A 16,938-nucleotide genomic window follows, 5' to 3' on the forward strand; every position below is an offset into this window, starting at 1 on the left:
CGTTTTCTGGCAGGGGTCAGATGGGGAGATAACAATGGCTACTTTTGGCTACGGGCGTGTTTCAACAACGCAGCAGGATACTGAGAACCAGCGACTAGAGCTTGAGCAAGCTGGGTGGCAAATTGACTATTGGTTTGCCGATATTGTCAGTGGGAAGGTTCCGGCTATGCAACGTAAAGCGTTTTCTGAAATGCTTAGCAAAATTCGCGATGGTGAAACGTTGGTAGTTGCAAAACTAGACCGTCTGGGACGTGATGCGATTGATGTTCTCCAGACGGTCAGGGCACTGGCAGAGCGTAATATCAAGGTGATCGTCCACCAGCTTGGAACTACTGACCTCACTTCTGCTGCCGGTAAGCTTCTGTTGTCTATGCTGGCAGCCGTTGCGGAAATGGAGCGTGACCTACTTATTGAACGCACTCAGGCGGGGCTGTCACGAGCAAAAGCTGAAGGAAAGAAGCTGGGCAGACCGTCGAAAATCGCACCAGAAGCCCGTAGGGCGATTATAGAGAAAAAGAATAGCGGGACCAGTATCAGTGCGTTAGCGCGTGAATACGGTGTTTCCAGAGCGACTATAGCCGCGCTGCTTTAAATGCTTCTAAACTTTCATTGCAACCCCGAGTTTTGGGTTAGTTAGCGTGAGAGATTCAAAACGAAAGAAAGATTGTGACACCGTTTCCGGTTAGAGCACCAAAGAAGATCGACGAGGTTGAATGCCCCCACTTATAAGTTCGGGGGGCTTATAGTGGTTACTCAAATGAAGCCGCGATGACTTCCCCGGTGTTGGCGTTGAATACACAAAAATATTGGAGTGGTGTTTGCATCCCAAGGCTATTAATCGCCTTAGCTTGTTGCCCGAATATTTGAATAGTTTGTTTGTTCTTGTCGTGCCAGAGGTAGGTGCTGAAAACTGGTTGCTCTTCGCTATCTAGCCACACATGGCGAAACGTCGCTTTCTCATCCATTACCTGTTTGCACTTTTTGACGGGGTTATGATGTGCTTTTGCATAGCATTCTGGCTCGTTAATCAAGCACAAGGCATTTTGTTTTTCTCCCGGGAGTTCAGCGCCAACAGCTGCGAATGCACTTACTCCCAGCACTAGTGAGAGCGTTCCCAGAACACCCCATGAGATTGCTCGTAGAGTGCTGATCTGCCGTTTTGATGTAACGTGCGCGACCATGCTGTAACTGGCCCAACTGAGCACGGCTCCCACTATCATAGGTAATATAAAATCTGATCCCGCCATGATTTCCTCATTTGCCAAACAACATCACATCTCATAGTGAGCGCCGAAGACACCCAACCTGTGACAGCCATCATACGATATTGGCTTGATTTGTCACTAATGGTGTTCATTTTGAATCTTTGATTGTAGCGATACAGACTTCTCGTGAGGGTGATTGTGCTCACAATAGGGAACGTTAGATTCGAAATGTCTCATATGGAGCGTGGCCTTACAGTGGTCAAAATTGCACATTCAGTGCATGAAAAAATCCCTGAGAATACAGTTTGGCGAGCGGGTAAAAGAGTTGCGCGTTGCCACCGGAATGAGCCAGGAAGCGTTTGCGGATCGGTGTGGGTTTGCACGTAGCTATATGAGCCGCATTGAACGTGGCGGTTCTAATGCATCTCTCGATGCCATTGAGGTGCTGGCTAGCGCTCTCAGTGTTGAACCGTGGCAGTTGTTAGTATTCGACTCATCCGAAGAAAACGACCCAGAACTACTGGTTCCCTATGCGGCGGATGGGACGTGCTTTAATCCCGAACTAGCGAGTAGTCGCGATGGTTCATTTGCAGTAGGAGATAAAGCCGCTCAGAAGCGTTTTGGCTCGTTTATCGAAGCTCTTGAGTATCTCCGTAGCATGGAGACGGCAAAGTGGCGTAGGCCGAATTCTGCGGGCAATTGGGGAATTGTGTCTGCTGTTAAATGGGATAAGCTTAGGAAGTAGTGCCAGTATAAGGATATAAATTTGGCAAACAGGATTTATACATTGCATCCCCATAATGGATGCTGTCCACCCTAGGACTTTTGATTCTTTCGGCTGTATATAGATAATCATGAAACACGGGTGCGTTACAGAGGCGTTACGTATCGTTTTTAATGTTTTTTATTATTAAATTCAAGTTGTTATGATTTTGATGGTGGATTCAAAAAATAAACTCACTCCGTGAGTTTTTGTAAGTTTTATTTTGCTCCGAATCTTCACCCTTCCCGAGAGTTGTTCTTCTATGATAACTCAGGCTGCGTAAGCAGCCCGTCGCGACAAAGTCGCGACCCTGTTATTGGGTAATTAGTTACAGAAGTTAAAAAGCTAAGCAATACCCTAGTCATACAAAGAACTATGATTTAAGCGGGTTTTATGGCAAAAGAGATAGCTCTCATACTGGGTAAACTAATCGCGCATAAACCCGGTAAATTGTTTTTCAAGGCTATCGTTTCATTCAAATTTTGAGTTCACATCTTTTTCTCATATGAATCTAAACGTTGTAAAACAGCTTTTAATGATGATTTAAGCCTCTTCTCATCGTGGCTTTCCCCTGTCATAAATCTCATTATCTGCGCTAAACTCATGCATGATTTATCGTATATGCGTGAAGCAAGCCAAACATTAACCCAATGAGGAATATGTTTTGCTAGATTTCTCCGTTTTGTTACTGAAACTTCAAGTCTCTCCGTAACTTGTGCAATCCCCAATGAATGCAACTTGCCACCTCGGACATCTCCTTGTTGAAGTTTCCGCCATGAATCACGGTGTTTTTTAGATTGATACTGTGCTAACTCCCATTGAAGGTTTACGTTGATCTGTAATGCCCTAATTTTTACATCAGTTGTCCAATTTAGACGCGCAAATTTTTCTGCCAAGATCCAGTCAAATTCTTCACGCTGAAATAGGTGCTCAAACTCTTCTGCACCTACCGCTTTTTTCTGTCCTTGTATCCATGTCCAGTGCATATCAATGACTTGGCGGTCAATGCTTAATTGGTTTGGTTCATCATCAGACGTTCTTTTAGGTGATGGAGGAAGAGCACGAAATCTCGGAGCTATGTATTGTGAAATATTCAACGCAATTGACAATGACACTGCTTCATCTCGATGGTTTAGGTAATCATTTTTGTTTTCAAGGATAGAGCGTAGACATTGCGCTATCTCATTACCATTTCTTGTCAAAACGATCTCTGATGCTTTTGAAACGAGATCTTTAAAAGGAGTAATACCGGGGTGTTTCTCAAGAACTTCTTGAGGTTCGGTAGACATACTACGGGCTGATGTCGCCTGTTCGTTCTCATTGCCGAGAATCGCAGCAAGGACATCAATTTGCTGATCATTTGGAAGCTCAAGCTGGCTACGTAAACTAGTTTCTGATGACATAATTCCCACTCCTTAGTTGAATAAGCGGGACATTATTTTGTGAACTTAGGCTTTTCAATGCTTCTGGTTGGCTATTTTTAAACGGTAATATAACATATTGTTTTATAATGATTTCCATTTTAGGCTATTTTACGTCATGTGCTTTTTAGTGCTCTGTAGAGGACATTGGCTCTCCTACAAAACTGTCCTACAATGCGATTTCATCATTGATTAATGCTTTATGGTTACGCGTCCGGAAAGCCGATATAGCTCAGTTGGTAGAGCAGCGCATTCGTAATGCGAAGGTCGTAGGTTCGACTCCTATTATCGGCACCATTTTTTTCAATGACTTATCTTGCTTTCATATAAATCACACTCTCTCCTTGTGCCATAGTTGTGCCACTGCGATCTAACATCGCATCTATTTTTCTCGCGTGCTTGTTTAGGTGCTCAAATGTGAATCGGCGAGGTAGACGCCGCCAACGCAAAAACCGGCTAATGCCGGTTTTTGCGTCAAACGTCACTACTTAGTGACGGAGCACTCGTCATCTGTTAACCAACTCATTATTTCTTAATTTATTGATTATTAGTAATAAATTTTTTAGGAAGGCGATTTTTGTACAAAATCTTTTTATTGGAGAGGTCAGAGAATACTTTTCTCAAAAATATCGGCTAATGGTCGAATATTGCCGTGGTATCCGGCTACGTTAGCCGCTAACCACTCCTGAACGCCGATATTTTCGAAAGAGACACCATAGCCACAATTGATAATCATATGCTCGAACAATAAACGCTGAGAACGTCCATTACCTTCCCGAAACGGGTGAATCACATTCAAATCTGAATAATATTCAGCTAGCTGAGTTATTAGCGCGGGACGTTCAAAGCCTTGTAAAAAATCATCATTGGATAGCCGTGTAAAAATTTTATTGGCTTCAATTTCGATACGGGATACGGTGCAGAAACGTGTTTGACCTTTAGAAATATCGATACGCCGTATTTCTCCTGCCCAATCGAATAAATCCCCGAATATTTTCCCGTGCAGACCACACCAATAATGCAAATCGTAAGGCGGCTCTTCAAATTCAATATCAAGAACGGCCAGCTCGGATAGTTGACGTTCCGCCTCGTCGAATTTATTGTCATCGTTGATGCCGAGCTTATTTATCAGAACATCGCTATCAGGATAGGTATAAGGATCTTGCCCTGAGCCGTATTTATCAGACATAACCACCCGCTTTATACATGGCAATCAGATTTTTTCTCAGCGCTTCCCTTTCCTGCTTGTTGCCTGGAAGTGGCGTATCCTCAATGCTGAATCCTTCAAGACGCATACTGTCCCGATAGTTTTTGAGTTTCACCTGATTGTAGTAATCACGCTTTTCTTCCAGCGTCACCATACGTGGGGATCGCGTTTTGTCTGGCGATGCTTTTGTTGTGATTTTCCGGTACTGTTTAAATATCGACAGATCGGTATTTTTCAATTTCTCGATCAACCTTTCTCCGTCACCAAACACGCCCCATGACGAGATAGACAAGGCTTGCCGTTTGCCATTTTTTACGCGTGTAATGCTGATATCCATCGTTGACTGGAGAGTGCTTAATACTTCCTGTACTTTTCTTTCAGAGATACCTGTAGCGGTGACGATAGATTGCGTATTAGGAGAATCCTCTTGTACCAGAGCCGCGAGTACCGCCATTTCATAGCGCATGTGTTTTCACCTTTAATCCGCATATATATGCGATAAAGAGTATCATAATTACGACCTAGGCGTATCTTACCTGCATGGGTGATGAGTGGCTCGTCATCTGTTCACTCACTGTTAACCACTTAACTCGCTAAAAATAAAGATAAAAAATGAAAGGTGAAGAGAGTGAACAGTTTTGTGAAAAATCTTTTTATTGGGCGGTATTGTGTATATTACACAGCGACGTTTTGCGTTTGCTTTTTGTGGCTCAAGCGCTGATGTGTATAGGTGTGTGTATAAATGAAATTTTAATAACAAAAAATAATCAATAAAAACAATAACATATTTAGCCTCGTTCGACTCCTATTATCGCCATCTTACATAGGGGCCTACTACCTCGCTCATGACGACCCTGGCGCGTTTTTTCGTAAATGTTTCCTCTGAACGTTCTTTGGGCAAGATCAGTCAGGCAAACTGAATCGCCTTCGAGCATATTAAGCAGCACGGAGGAAGCCATGTGTGATAATAAAACTGATAGTTACGCCAGACGTTTTAAACAGGTCTTTGATTATATTGACTGTCATCTCGATGACACATTATCACTGGAAAAACTCAGTGAAGTGGCTCACTTCTCGCCATTTCATTTCCATCGTCAATTTTGTAGTTATTGTGGGATGCCACCTGGTCGTTACATCCAGATGATGCGTTTAAAACGCGCATCTTATCGACTGGCTTTTAATCCGTTAGAGAAAATCACTGATATCGCGTTCGACGCCGGTTTTCAGCATGCTGAATCATTTAGTCGTGCTTTCAGGCAAATGTTTGGTCTATCACCGACGAAATTTCGCCAGCAGCCCCCTTGGGTAGATTGGCATAGACGCATATCCGAACCTTATAAAGCCAGGAGACAAACAATGCAAGGCCAGGTCAAAATCATCAATTTTCCCGCGACACCAGTCGCAATGTTGACTCATTATGGACAACCGGAGCGAATAAACGAAACTGCTGCTCGCTTTATTGAATGGCGAAAAAACACGGGTTATTCACCTGTTACCAGTAGCCAGACATACGGTATTGCACCACATGATCCTACCTTAACACCGCCGGATGAATTTGAGTTCCATATTTGCGGAACAGTAACGTCACCGATTGCGGAAGACAGTCGCTTCGGGGTGGTAAATAGCGTCATCCCTGCTGGTCGATGTGCGGTGTTGCGCCATCAGGGATCGCATGATGCGTTAACCGAGTTGGCTAAGGCTCTTTATCGCGACTGGTTGCCTGAGAGCGGAGAGGAACTGCGCGATTTCCCGCTTTTCTTCCATTACCACAACTTTGTACATGAGGTAGCGGAACATGAATTGCTCACGGATATCTATTTGCCGTTGAAATAAACTGATTCAGCCTGTCATGTTCATCGCCACATCAGATGTGATACGCACAGGGAATCTCTCTGTGCGTTTTTTATTAAAGGTTGTGGAAAAACTCTGGTACAGGATTCGTGGTGCTCTCTTAGAGCGGATAGCGGAGCCAGATGAAGCTTTAACACGCTGCCACTTTCGGTATATGCGATATCTGGCGGAAAAATTATCAACCAGAGGGGCATGGACGTTTATGGCGACTTACCGACAAATTGCCGATGATGTTAAATGCCGAACGGCAAAAGCAGTCAAAACATGCTGAATAGCGCATGTTAAGTCATTGCATGCGCTAACCTGCCGCGTATCTTCGAACCAGATCAGCACCGAAAGCCGGGTTTACCCTTGTCCTGATAAATGGGTTGCGGAGATCGAGCAATCACTGAAAAATCTGGGTGAGTTTTAGCTTAGCCGCACCGCTTAACGTCGTTCTGTCTTGATCGCTCTATACCAGCCCCTCATCTCCCTCTCTATCACGAGCAGGGAGGTAAATGTCCTCCCAGAATATTATCCTGCCGGATAGCTGCTATTTTTTAACCGGAAAGTGACGGTAAAAAGATCATTTCACTGCCTTAAACGATAGTTTTTGTTATGAAATAACGCCATGAGGCAGCTTGCAGTTAATAGCACTGATTTTCTATTTTTTGATAGTATAAAAACCTTTAAATTTTAATTAAATAATAAATGATTGCTAAATTATCTAATATTTATTTCTTAACTTAAAAATAATTACCTAAAGTTACATAGATATTTATTCTGTCAAAAGTAAAAAATAAAGGGTAAATTGTTTTACTAAATTAAAATTAATGGGGTATTTGTTATTGGTTATTTTTGTTAGCTGATTAAGTATTTCGTTTTTAACGAAATTAAAAGGCACAAAATATATGCCTTTTCCGTTAATTGGAAATCGACGGTATATTCTTTTTTATCCTGCCTATTTTTACTTAAGTTTGTTTTAATTTGTTGTTTTTAGTGCGTTTTGTGTTTTAGTGGTTCGCTTTAGTTGCTCTGCTATATAAGCGTTGACCGTGCATTTATGTTGTGTGTATGATCCAAACTCAAAATATAAATGTATTTAATTCCTTCTTGGTGTGACTCTTTTACACCGATATAAATCGTAAAATTACGATTTTATTATGGTTTTTTAATTCGGTTTTAATTTATTTCATCTCGCTGGTCGAAAAACAAATACGCTATACCCTAAATAATTCGAGTTTCAGGCAGGCGGCAAGAGAAGGCATCCCGATGAGCTTACTTAGGTAAGTGATTCGGGTGACTAAACGCAGCCAACGCACATGTAACTTGAAGTATGACGGGGATATTTGTTTGCCGAATTACTGCCGTGCTTATGGACTACGGCGGGCTTTTGGTAGGAATCGACTTTACTTCTCCGGGCCCGAGAGCCCTTACGTTGGTATAGACACATGGCAAAAGGAACTGACGGTGCATCTGTCGCACCAAAGGAACGTATTAATATCAAATATGTTCCAGCCACTGGTGGTCAGCAGGCGGAAATAGAATTGCCGTTGACGCTGATGATCGTGGGAAATATGAAAGGGCGCACAGAGGAAACGCCGATCGAAGAACGTCAGACCGTCTCGATCGACAAGAACAATTTTACCTCGGTGATGAAAGAAGCAGAGCTGGAACTGAATTTCAGTGTGCCAAACCGCCTTGAAGAAGAAAGCCAGGATGACCTGCCAGTGAAACTGAGCATCGGCGGTCTGAATGATTTCTCCCCTGACCGTATCGCCCAACAGGTGCCTGAATTGCGTAAGTTGCTTGATTTACGTGAGGCGCTGGTTGCGCTGAAAGGCCCCCTCGGTAATATTCCCTCATTCCGTAATCGTTTGCAGGATCTGTTGTCCAGCGAAGAAGCCAGAGAGCAGCTTTTGAAAGAGCTCGATCTGGTAAAACCCGCCGAATAATTGATGTTTACTGACGAAATAGGGAAACGAATATGTCAATAGTTGAAGAACAGGCCCAGGCAGGGGCTGCCAGCGCCTCCGGCTCGCTGCTTGATGACATCATGGCTCAAGCGCGTATCACCCCGGTCGATGAAGGCTACAGCGTTGCTAAACAGGGGATTGCCGCACTGGTCGCTAACATTCTTGATAGCGGTAATGCAGCAGAACCCGTGAATAAAGCGCTGGTCGATAGCATGATTGTCGAACTGGACAAAAAGCTCAGTAAGCAGATTGACGTTATTCTGCATGCTAAAGAACTTCAGGAGCTGGAATCTTCCTGGCGTTCGCTGAAACTGCTTGTCGATCGCACTGATTTCCGTGAAAACATCAAGCTGTTGGTGTTACATGCGACGAAAGAAGAGCTGTTAGAGGATTTCGAGTTCGCGCCTGAAATCTCACAGTCTGGCTTCTATAAACATGTGTACTCCAGCGGTTACGGCCAGTTCGGCGGCCAGCCTATTGGTGGCGTGATCGGTGACTATGCGATGACGCAAAGCTCACCAGACATCAAACTGATGCAGTACGTCAGCGCCGTTGGCGCGATGGCGCACGCACCATTCATCTCTTCCGTTGCGCCGACCTTCTTTGGCGTGGATAGCTTCACCGATTTGCCGTCCATCAAAGATCTGAAATCCGTTTTCGAAGGCCCGGCCTACACGAAATGGCGTTCGCTGCGTGAGTCTGAAGACGGTCGCTATCTGGGGCTGACGGCACCGCGCTTCCTGGCTCGCTTGCCTTACGACCCGGTAGAAAACCCGATTAAGGGCTTTAACTACAAAGAAGATATCAGCACCGATCACGAACACTATCTGTGGGGCAATACCGCCTACCTGATGGGAACGGCGCTGACGGACAGCTTCGCGAAATACCGCTGGTGTCCGAACATCATTGGCCCACAGAGCGGTGGCGCGATTACCGACCTGCCAGTGCATGTTTATGAAGCTATGGGCCAACTTCAGGCCAAGATTCCGACTGAAGTCCTGATCACCGATCGTCGCGAATATGAAATGGCCGAAGAGGGCTTTATCACGCTGACGATGCGTAAAGACAGCGACAACGCGGCTTTCTTCTCGGCTAACTCGGTGCAGAAGCCGAAGGTGTTCCCGAACACCAAAGAAGGCAAAGAAGCGGAAACCAACTACAAGCTGGGTACGCAGCTGCCGTACATGTTCATCATCAACCGCCTGGCGCACTACATCAAAGTGCTACAGCGTGAACAGATTGGCTCATGGAAAGAGCGTCAGGATCTGGAACGTGAGCTGAATACCTGGATTAAACAGTACATCGCCGATCAGGAAAACCCGCCGGCAGATGTCCGTAGCCGTCGTCCTCTGCGTGCTGCACAAATCAAAGTGCTCGATGTGGAAGGAGAACCAGGTTGGTATCAGGTCACCATGTCTGTGCGCCCGCACTTCAAGTACATGGGGGCAAACTTTGAGCTGTCGCTGGTAGGGCGTTTGGATAAGGAATAAGGCTTATGCCGTCTCTTTCTGCCTGGGAAAGGGGAAACGCGGCAAGTCTGTTTGATCGTATCCGTGGGGAGGAGCGCCGCTCCTCCCCAGAAACGGAAGTTGAAGCACTGATCGAGTCCGTTAAGCGTCAACTGGACAATGTGCTCAACACCCGGCCCGGAAATTGTCGCAGCGCACCTGAGCTTGGCGTGATTGATTTTAATGACGCGACGCAGGGTGGGGCGGACATTCGAGGGAAAATCCGGGAGGCGATCCGGCAGTGTATCTGTCGCTTTGAACCTCGAATTGTTCATGTGGATGTCGACGCATCGGACTATTTATCGAATCCGATGGAGATGTCGTTTCAGGTTACCGCGCATGTCAGATTGGAAGATCTGGAGCAGGTCACCTCTTTCAATATCCACATGGATAGCCACCGCCATTACAGAATGATCTGATTATGTCACTGGAACATTTTTTCAGGGATGAGCTGACCTACTTGCGCCTGCAAGGGCGTGAATTCGCCAAGGCGCACCCTGAGCTTACCCGATTTTTGTCAGAACAGACCACGGATCCAGACGTCGAGCGTCTGCTGGAAGGGTTCGCCTTTTTGACAGGGAGCCTGCGGGCGAAGATCGAGGACGAATTTCCGGAGCTGACACACGGTCTGCTGGGCATGCTGTGGCCTAATTACCTGCGCCCGGTACCGAGCATGACGATTATGCAGTTTTCGGTACTCCCCGGCGCAATTGCCCAACCGGCGTTTGTTGCGCGCGGCTGTGAGCTTGATAGCCTGCCGATTGATGATGTGGTCTGTCATTTTCAGACCTGTCACGATGCCTGGATTTATCCGGCGGATATCCGCGAGATCAAGGTACAGAGCGGCAACGATCTTTCCACCATCACGCTGGATATTGGGTTGCATGGCCCGCTCTCGCTCAGCGATTTGCAACTCGACAAGCTGCGCTTTTATCTGGGTGGTGATACCTATACGGCCTACGAACTCTATTTCTGGATTGCCAGCCAGCTGTCGCATATTGAGCTGGAAATTGATGGTCAACGCTTCCGTCAGGAAGCCAGCGTACTGAAGACGGTCGGCTTTGAACGCGAAGATGCGCTATTGCCGTACCCCGGCAACGTTTACTCGGGCTATCGCATTTTGCAGGAATACTTCTGTTTTCCTGAAAGCTTCCTCTTTTTCCAACTCGCGGGCGCGGTATGGCCGGATCTCCCGCTGACGGTAACGGAATTCCGTCTGCATTTTTGTTTCGATCGCCCGCTGCCGGCGGAACTGAAGATTCGTCCTGATTCATTCATGCTCAACTGTGTACCGGCGATCAATCTCTTCCAGCATGATAGCGAGCCGATCAACCTCAGCGGTCGCCAGACGGATTATCCGCTGAAGGCCAGCTATCGTAACGCTGATAGCTTTGAAATCTTCTCTGTGGATAAGGTGGAAGGTTGGGTGGAAGGGAATTCCGGGCGTGCCCGCGGCATTCCACGAACCTATCAGCCTTTTGAGAGCTTTCAGCACCAAATCGAGCGCGCTAAAGGACGGCTGGCGCTTTATTACCGCATTCGGGTAAGAGAAGCGGTGAACGGAAACGGCTTTGATCACATGCTCTCTTTTGTCCGTGGCGATGAGCAGGAAGTAATTGATTTGGATGAATCCATTTCGGTCACCTTGACCTGCACCAATCGCTCGCGTGCGGCACAGTTACCTGTCGGGGCGATCTGCGTGCCGACCGGGAACTCGCCGTCTTTCGCGACATTTCGCAATCTGGTGCGGCCGACGCGACCGCTGCGGCCTGCGATGGACGGTAGCCTGCACTGGACGTTGATCTCCAACCTGTCTCTGAACTATGTGTCGCTGCTGCGGCGCGATGCACTGGTACAGATTCTGCGTACCTATGATTTCCCGGCGCTGCACGACAAGCAGGCCGAACAGGCTTCGCGTAAGCGTCTGGCGGGTATCGAATCTATCGAAACCACCCCTATCGATCGTCTGGTTCAGGGGATGCCGGTTCGCGGCTTGAAATCCATTCTGTCAGTACGGCAATCCGCGTTTTCCAGTGAAGGAGAACTCTATCTGTTCAGTACGGTGCTGGCGCACTTCTTCTCGCTATACGCCAGCGTCAACGCTTTCCACCTGTTGGAAGTGGTCAACATCGATAACAAGGAGCGCTACCGATGGCCGGTACAGATAGGTCAACACTCAATGATGTGACGTTCCGTCAGGATGTTTCACGCTTTAATTTTTTCCAACTGGTGGAGTTGCTTAACCAACTGGAAGGCGTGGATCTGGAACAAGAGCTGGATTTCCGCCCGGAGCAGGAGCGCCTGCGCTTTCGCTCTACCGCCTCCATTGGTTTTCACCCCGGCGATATCTTGCAGGTGGAATACGATGACGAGGGGCGTCAGGAACTGGAGGTCGCGTTTCTTGGCCTGCACGGTAGCCAGTCACCGATGCCCGGTTATTACCTTGAAGAACTAGCCTGGGAATACGCACAGGGCGAACAGAAGCTGGGCGTGTTTCTCGACTTCTTTCATCACCGCTTACTTACGCTTCTGCACCGTGCATGGCGCAAATACCGCTATCACGTGCGTTTTCAGAATGATGGGGAGGATGGATTCTCCCGCCTGATGTTTGCGCTCGTGGGGTTAGGGAATGACGCCGTACGCGATAGCTTGCCAGTTAACCGCGCCAAGATGCTGTCCTACGCCGGGGTGCTCGCAAGCCCTAGTCGCTCGCCAGAAGTGGTCGCGGGATTGGTTATTCACTGTTTTGACCTGGATGACGTAGCCGTTATGGCCTGGCAGCACCGCCGCGTCCCCATTCATGAAGGCCAGCAGAACCGTCTGGGCAAAGCCAACATGATGCTGGGTGGTGATTTTGTTATCGGTGACAAAGTGAGTGACTGTGCCGGCAAGTTTTTACTCAAGGTCGGCAACCTCAGTTTTAGCCGCTTCCTCAGCTTTTTGCCCAACGGCGAGCATTTTCAGCCGCTGGTACGTTTTGTTTCTTTCATTCTTCGCGATCAACTGGCCTGGGATCTGCGTCTTGGCTTTGCGGAAGGCGAAGCCAAGGGCTTAAGCCTGGGCAGTGAACAAAGTAGCCGATTGGGATGGAGCAGCTTTCTCGGGCAGCCGCCCGCGGATCCCTATGTGACGATTTGTGTGCAGGAGTAAATGTGAACGTAACCCACCCACTCACGTTGGTTGTGCTCAACAGTGAGCAGCTCGATATCAATTCTCAGGTACAGCACCAGTTCGATCACCGTGGTGGCACGCTGGGCGCGTCGGAAAAAGACCAGTGGCAACTGCGGGATCGGCTGGGTGCCGTGGTCCCGGCACATGCCCGTATCGACATGACCGATGGTTATTTCAGCCTGTGCGATCTGAGCGGCCAGTCTTTTATTAACGGATCGCTGTCGCCGATTGGGCGAGATCGCAAAGTTATTTTGTCGCACGGTGATGAACTGGTGATTGGGCCTTTCCGGCTGGGCGTGTACATCGGCGATCCCACCACGGAACAGGATATCGATCAGGTATTAGGACAGCGCACCGACGATGTGCTGGGCGGCTGGCTGAGTGACGATAAAAAAGGGCGATCTACGGATCTGGCGGATCCCTCGGTCACGTTGAATGACCCGCTGTGGGCGCTACAGAAAGAACAGAGCCAGCCACTATTGCCATCAGACAGTGAGACGGTCGGAGAATCGCTCACGACCTCTCTTTCTTCTTTTTCTTCTGGTGAGGACACCATGGATCAGAAATTTGTGGAACTACCAACCATCAACACACCGTACGCGGGAGAAGGGCTGGAGGGCTACAGCGATGGCACCTCGCTGGCCCCGCTGATGCGCGGGCTGGGGATGTCGCTTCAGCCGGGTGATGATGCACGGTTACGTGAAATGCTGGAAGAGATGGGAAAAAGCCTGCGTGCGATGGTGGAAGGCCTGCTGGCATTGCAGACGGAACAGGCGGCGATGGCGGACACACATTTACGCCCGATTGAAGATAACCCGCTGCGTTTGGGGCTGGGCTATACCGATACGCTGTCGGTGCTGTTTGCCGAAGGAAAAAGTCCGGTACACCTGTCTGCGCCCGCTGCCGTGGAAGAAGTATTGAACAATGTGCGGGTGCATCACATCGCGAATCAGCAAGCGATTGCCGTCGCGCTGGAAAATATTCTTCAGGCTTTCTCGCCTGCCGCGCTGCTCAACCGCTTTGAACACTATCGCCGCAGCGGCGATCCTCTGGCGGCGGATGACGGCTGGGCATGGCAGATGTATCAGCACTACTACCGCGAATTAACGTCGCCGCGCCAGCAGGGCTTCCAAAAACTGTTCCATCAGGTGTATGCGCAGGCGTATGACCGCGCCGTGCGTCAGCAGCAGGAGCAAAAATAATGCTGCGAGCATTGTGCTTATGTTCCCTGATGTTCGTGCTGTCAGGGTGCACCACGCTGGGCAAGATGGCGCAGGTGGCGGCGAATCCTGACATTCAGGTTGGCAGCAACAATCATCAGCCTTCTACCGTGGGTTTCAGCCTGTTGGCGGAGCCGGACGTTAACCCGAACGACAGCGGTGAAGCCGCGCCTATCGAATTCCAACTGGTTCTGCTGGCGGAAGATTCACGTCTGCTGGCCACCGATTACGATCAGGTAACGACGGATATCGAAAAGGCGTTAGCCAAGAATTACATCAATCATCAGGACTACACGCTGCTGCCGGGACAGTTCAAATACCTGCCGCCTGAAGCGCTGGATGAAAAGGTGCATTACCTCGGTGTGATCGCGCGCTATGCGGATTCGGAAAGCTCGGAATGGCGCAAAGTCATCAAGCTAAAAAATACCGGGCAAACGTATCAGATCCTCGTGCACCTGCGCCGGGATGAAGTCGAAATCAAAAAAGACCAAGAAGAAGAATAACTATGTCGAGTCGCAATCGCATTATCTGGCGGGAAGGCCTGTTCATTAAACCGCAGCATTTTCAACAGCAGCAAAGACACACCGATTACGCACTGCATGCGCGTCTCAGCGCTCTCAGTGATTATTTCTATGGCTTACAGTCGCTGGCGATTAACGAGGAATACCTCAATTTTGGTCGTATCGCGCTGGTGAACGCCAGCGGGGTGATGCCGGACGGCACCGTGTTCAATATTCCGGGTGATGACGCTCTGCCACTGCCGCTGGAAATTACCGATGTGGCGCTGGCAAACCAGAAAGTGTATCTGGCGCTGCCACTGGCGGTGAATGGCGTCAGTGAAGTCGGTCAGCCGGGGCAGGGGATCGCCAGCCGCTTGCAATCGCATCGACATGACGTGCGCGATCTGCACAGCGACGGCGGCGATATCGTTTCTCTGGAGGTCGGTAAGGTCAGCCTGCGCCTGATGCTCGATCGTGACGATCGCAGCGCTTATGCCTCGCTGGCGATTGCCAACATTCTGGATAAACGCCCTGACGGCGGCTTGATTCTGGATCCTAACTTCATGCCGTGCAGCATCAGCGTCACGGCAATCCCCACTTTAAAACGCTTTTTGGGGGAGTCCGCCGGTCTGGTGGCGGAGCGTGCGCGCAGTCTGGCGCAGCGTATTGCCGCACCGGGACAGCAGGGCGTCGCGGATGTCGCTGAATTTATGATGCTGCAATTACTTAACCGCGCGCAGCCCAAACTGTCGCATCTGGCGCGTCTGGGCACCTTGCACCCTGAACGCCTGCACGAAACGCTGGTTGAGCTGTGCGGCGAACTGATGACGTTCACCGATGAATCGCGCCTGCCGCCGGAATTCCCTGCCTACCGCCACGAGCACCAGCAGGCCAGCTTTGAGCCGCTGATGATGGCGCTGCGCCAGGCGCTGAGCACCGTGCTGTCGCCGCGTGCCGTTTCCATCCAACTGAAGAAACAGCCGTATGGCGTGATGGTAGCAATGGTCGGTGATGCGGAATTGATGACCAGCGCCGAGTTTGTGCTGGCGGTACGCGCGCGCATGCCGCAGGAGCACCTGCGTAAACAGCTGTTGCAACAAACGAAGATCGCCTCCAGCGAGAAGATCCGTGAACTGATCAGCCTGCAACTGCCGGGAATCCCGCTACTGCCGCTGCCGGTGGCACCGCGCCAACTGCCTTATCACGCAGGTTACAGCTATTTCCAACTGGATAGACAAAGCCCCGCCTGGCAGATGCTGGTGTCCGGCAATACGTTGGCGTTCCACATTGCTGGTGAATTCCCGGAGCTGGATATGCAGCTTTGGGCGATCCGCGGCCAGTAGTAAGGAGAGGAAGAGATGAGCATCGAGGTGATTAAAAACGATCAACTGGGCGATCTGCTGTTTGATCATGCCCGACAGCTGGATATGGACTCCGACTACTGGTTTCGCCTGCGCGGACAAAGCATCAATCCGATGATTGATGCGGTCACGCCGCTATTGGGCATGGTGGAGCGGGTACGCCAGCTCTCCGCCTACGAGGGCGTAGAGGATCTCTATCAGCGCGTGGTGTCTGAAATTCAGGCTATTGAGCAGGAGTTACATTCTCATGGCTACGAAAACGGCGTGATTCTGTCGTTCCGCTACATCCTCTGCACCTTCATTGATGAAGCCGTAATGGGGCGGGAATGGGGCGGGCAGAGCATGTGGTCGGCCCATTCCCTGCTGACCCGTTTTCACAATGAGACCTGGGGCGGCGAAAAGGTATTTGTCCTGCTGGAGAAGTTACTGGATGACCCGGCACGCTATCGCGACATTCTGGAGTTTATCTACCTCTGCCTCTGTCTGGGGTTTGAAGGACGCTATCGGGTGATGACTCAGGGGCGTGAGGAACTCAATCGCGTCGTGAGCAAGTTGCATGACACGCTACGCCCTGAACCTGCGGATTCTCCGACCGTCTTCCACCTGAATCTGGGGCAACAGGCCTCGCGCTACCACCTGCGCAGACAGGTGTCATTGCGCACGCTGTTCATTGGCGTGTGTGTGGTTCTGGTGGCCGCATTCGGCCTGTACCGTTACCAGCTAACTCATCAAACCCAGGACGTACTGCGTCAGCTGGGAGAATTATTACAATAACA

General features: G+C 49.3%; 17 protein-coding genes and 1 tRNA gene. 14 read left to right on the plus strand and 4 right to left on the minus strand.

Annotated elements, in window-relative coordinates; all coding sequences use genetic code 11:
* Positions 1 to 34: 34 nt before the first annotated feature.
* Positions 35 to 592, plus strand: coding sequence for a recombinase family protein (locus AB8809_RS05160; RefSeq protein WP_000190113.1), 558 nt, complete (start codon positions 35 to 37; stop codon positions 590 to 592).
* 157 nt (positions 593 to 749) lie between these two features.
* On the opposite strand, the gene AB8809_RS05165 is transcribed toward AB8809_RS05160, so the two are convergent.
* Positions 750 to 1,247 (minus strand): hypothetical protein, encoded by a 498-nt coding sequence (locus AB8809_RS05165; RefSeq protein ID WP_000919053.1) that lies wholly within the window; start codon positions 1,245 to 1,247, stop codon positions 750 to 752.
* A 238-nt stretch (positions 1,248 to 1,485) separates the two neighbouring features.
* Here AB8809_RS05165 and AB8809_RS05170 point away from each other — a divergent pair, with 238 nt between their 5' ends.
* Positions 1,486 to 1,950: a helix-turn-helix domain-containing protein gene (locus tag AB8809_RS05170; protein ID WP_001580470.1), complete on the plus strand. Its 465-nt coding sequence runs from the start codon at positions 1,486 to 1,488 to the stop codon at positions 1,948 to 1,950.
* A gap of 506 nt (positions 1,951 to 2,456) precedes the next feature.
* Here the strand turns inward: AB8809_RS05170 and AB8809_RS05175 are convergent.
* On the minus strand, positions 2,457 to 3,371 hold the full coding sequence (locus AB8809_RS05175; protein WP_349854399.1) for a hypothetical protein: 915 nt from the start codon (positions 3,369 to 3,371) through the stop codon (positions 2,457 to 2,459).
* A 239-nt stretch (positions 3,372 to 3,610) separates the two neighbouring features.
* Between AB8809_RS05175 and AB8809_RS05180 the strand changes: the two genes are divergently transcribed.
* A tRNA-Thr gene (locus AB8809_RS05180) sits at positions 3,611 to 3,686 on the plus strand.
* 307 nt (positions 3,687 to 3,993) lie between these two features.
* Here AB8809_RS05180 and AB8809_RS05185 read toward each other — a convergent pair.
* Both AB8809_RS05185 and AB8809_RS05190 read right to left on the minus strand, forming a co-directional pair.
* Positions 3,994 to 4,578: a putative adenosine monophosphate-protein transferase Fic gene (locus tag AB8809_RS05185; RefSeq protein ID WP_349854400.1), complete on the minus strand. Its 585-nt coding sequence runs from the start codon at positions 4,576 to 4,578 to the stop codon at positions 3,994 to 3,996.
* Positions 4,571 to 5,062 (minus strand): YhfG family protein, encoded by a 492-nt coding sequence (locus tag AB8809_RS05190; RefSeq protein WP_349854401.1) that lies wholly within the window; start codon positions 5,060 to 5,062, stop codon positions 4,571 to 4,573. The genes AB8809_RS05185 and AB8809_RS05190 overlap by 8 nt, the downstream gene beginning before the upstream one ends.
* 146 nt (positions 5,063 to 5,208) lie before the next feature.
* Here AB8809_RS05190 and AB8809_RS05195 point away from each other — a divergent pair, with 146 nt between their 5' ends.
* From AB8809_RS05195 to icmH, 11 genes are all read left to right on the plus strand, one after another.
* Positions 5,209 to 5,370, plus strand: a complete 162-nt coding sequence (locus tag AB8809_RS05195) for a hypothetical protein (protein ID WP_349854402.1) — start codon at positions 5,209 to 5,211, stop codon at positions 5,368 to 5,370.
* A 183-nt stretch (positions 5,371 to 5,553) separates the two neighbouring features.
* Entirely contained in the window at positions 5,554 to 6,429 is an 876-nt protein-coding gene (locus AB8809_RS05200) for a GyrI-like domain-containing protein (RefSeq protein ID WP_181846044.1), read from the plus strand.
* Between the two features lie 1,448 nt (positions 6,430 to 7,877).
* The gene (tssB, locus tag AB8809_RS05205; RefSeq protein WP_015841410.1) at positions 7,878 to 8,381 is read left to right on the plus strand and encodes a type VI secretion system contractile sheath small subunit; all 504 of its coding nucleotides are present in this window, start codon (positions 7,878 to 7,880) and stop codon (positions 8,379 to 8,381) included.
* A 32-nt stretch (positions 8,382 to 8,413) separates the two neighbouring features.
* Positions 8,414 to 9,892, plus strand: coding sequence for a type VI secretion system contractile sheath large subunit (gene tssC / locus AB8809_RS05210; protein WP_015841409.1), 1,479 nt, complete (start codon positions 8,414 to 8,416; stop codon positions 9,890 to 9,892).
* Positions 9,893 to 9,897: 5 nt separating this feature from the next.
* Positions 9,898 to 10,329 carry a type VI secretion system baseplate subunit TssE gene (tssE, locus tag AB8809_RS05215; RefSeq protein WP_015841408.1) on the plus strand — a complete coding sequence of 144 codons (432 nt, stop codon included), beginning with the start codon at positions 9,898 to 9,900 and terminating at the stop codon, positions 10,327 to 10,329.
* A 2-nt stretch (positions 10,330 to 10,331) separates the two neighbouring features.
* Positions 10,332 to 12,098, plus strand: coding sequence for a type VI secretion system baseplate subunit TssF (gene tssF / locus AB8809_RS05220; protein WP_180779059.1), 1,767 nt, complete (start codon positions 10,332 to 10,334; stop codon positions 12,096 to 12,098).
* Positions 12,062 to 13,060, plus strand: coding sequence for a type VI secretion system baseplate subunit TssG (gene tssG, locus AB8809_RS05225; RefSeq protein ID WP_349854403.1), 999 nt, complete (start codon positions 12,062 to 12,064; stop codon positions 13,058 to 13,060). Before tssF ends, tssG begins: the two co-directional genes overlap by 37 nt.
* A gap of 2 nt (positions 13,061 to 13,062) precedes the next feature.
* Positions 13,063 to 14,283: a type VI secretion system-associated FHA domain protein TagH gene (gene tagH, locus AB8809_RS05230; protein ID WP_180779060.1), complete on the plus strand. Its 1,221-nt coding sequence runs from the start codon at positions 13,063 to 13,065 to the stop codon at positions 14,281 to 14,283.
* Positions 14,283 to 14,804 (plus strand): type VI secretion system lipoprotein TssJ, encoded by a 522-nt coding sequence (tssJ, locus tag AB8809_RS05235; RefSeq protein WP_015841404.1) that lies wholly within the window; start codon positions 14,283 to 14,285, stop codon positions 14,802 to 14,804. The genes tagH and tssJ overlap by 1 nt, the downstream gene beginning before the upstream one ends.
* A gap of 2 nt (positions 14,805 to 14,806) precedes the next feature.
* On the plus strand, positions 14,807 to 16,144 hold the full coding sequence (gene tssK, locus AB8809_RS05240; protein WP_015841403.1) for a type VI secretion system baseplate subunit TssK: 1,338 nt from the start codon (positions 14,807 to 14,809) through the stop codon (positions 16,142 to 16,144).
* A gap of 15 nt (positions 16,145 to 16,159) precedes the next feature.
* On the plus strand, positions 16,160 to 16,936 hold the full coding sequence (gene icmH / locus AB8809_RS05245; RefSeq protein WP_015841402.1) for a type IVB secretion system protein IcmH/DotU: 777 nt from the start codon (positions 16,160 to 16,162) through the stop codon (positions 16,934 to 16,936).
* Positions 16,937 to 16,938 lie beyond the last annotated feature (2 nt).

Source organism: Pectobacterium aroidearum (genome assembly GCF_041228105.1).
Taxonomy (GTDB): Bacteria; Pseudomonadota; Gammaproteobacteria; order Enterobacterales; family Enterobacteriaceae; genus Pectobacterium; species Pectobacterium aroidearum.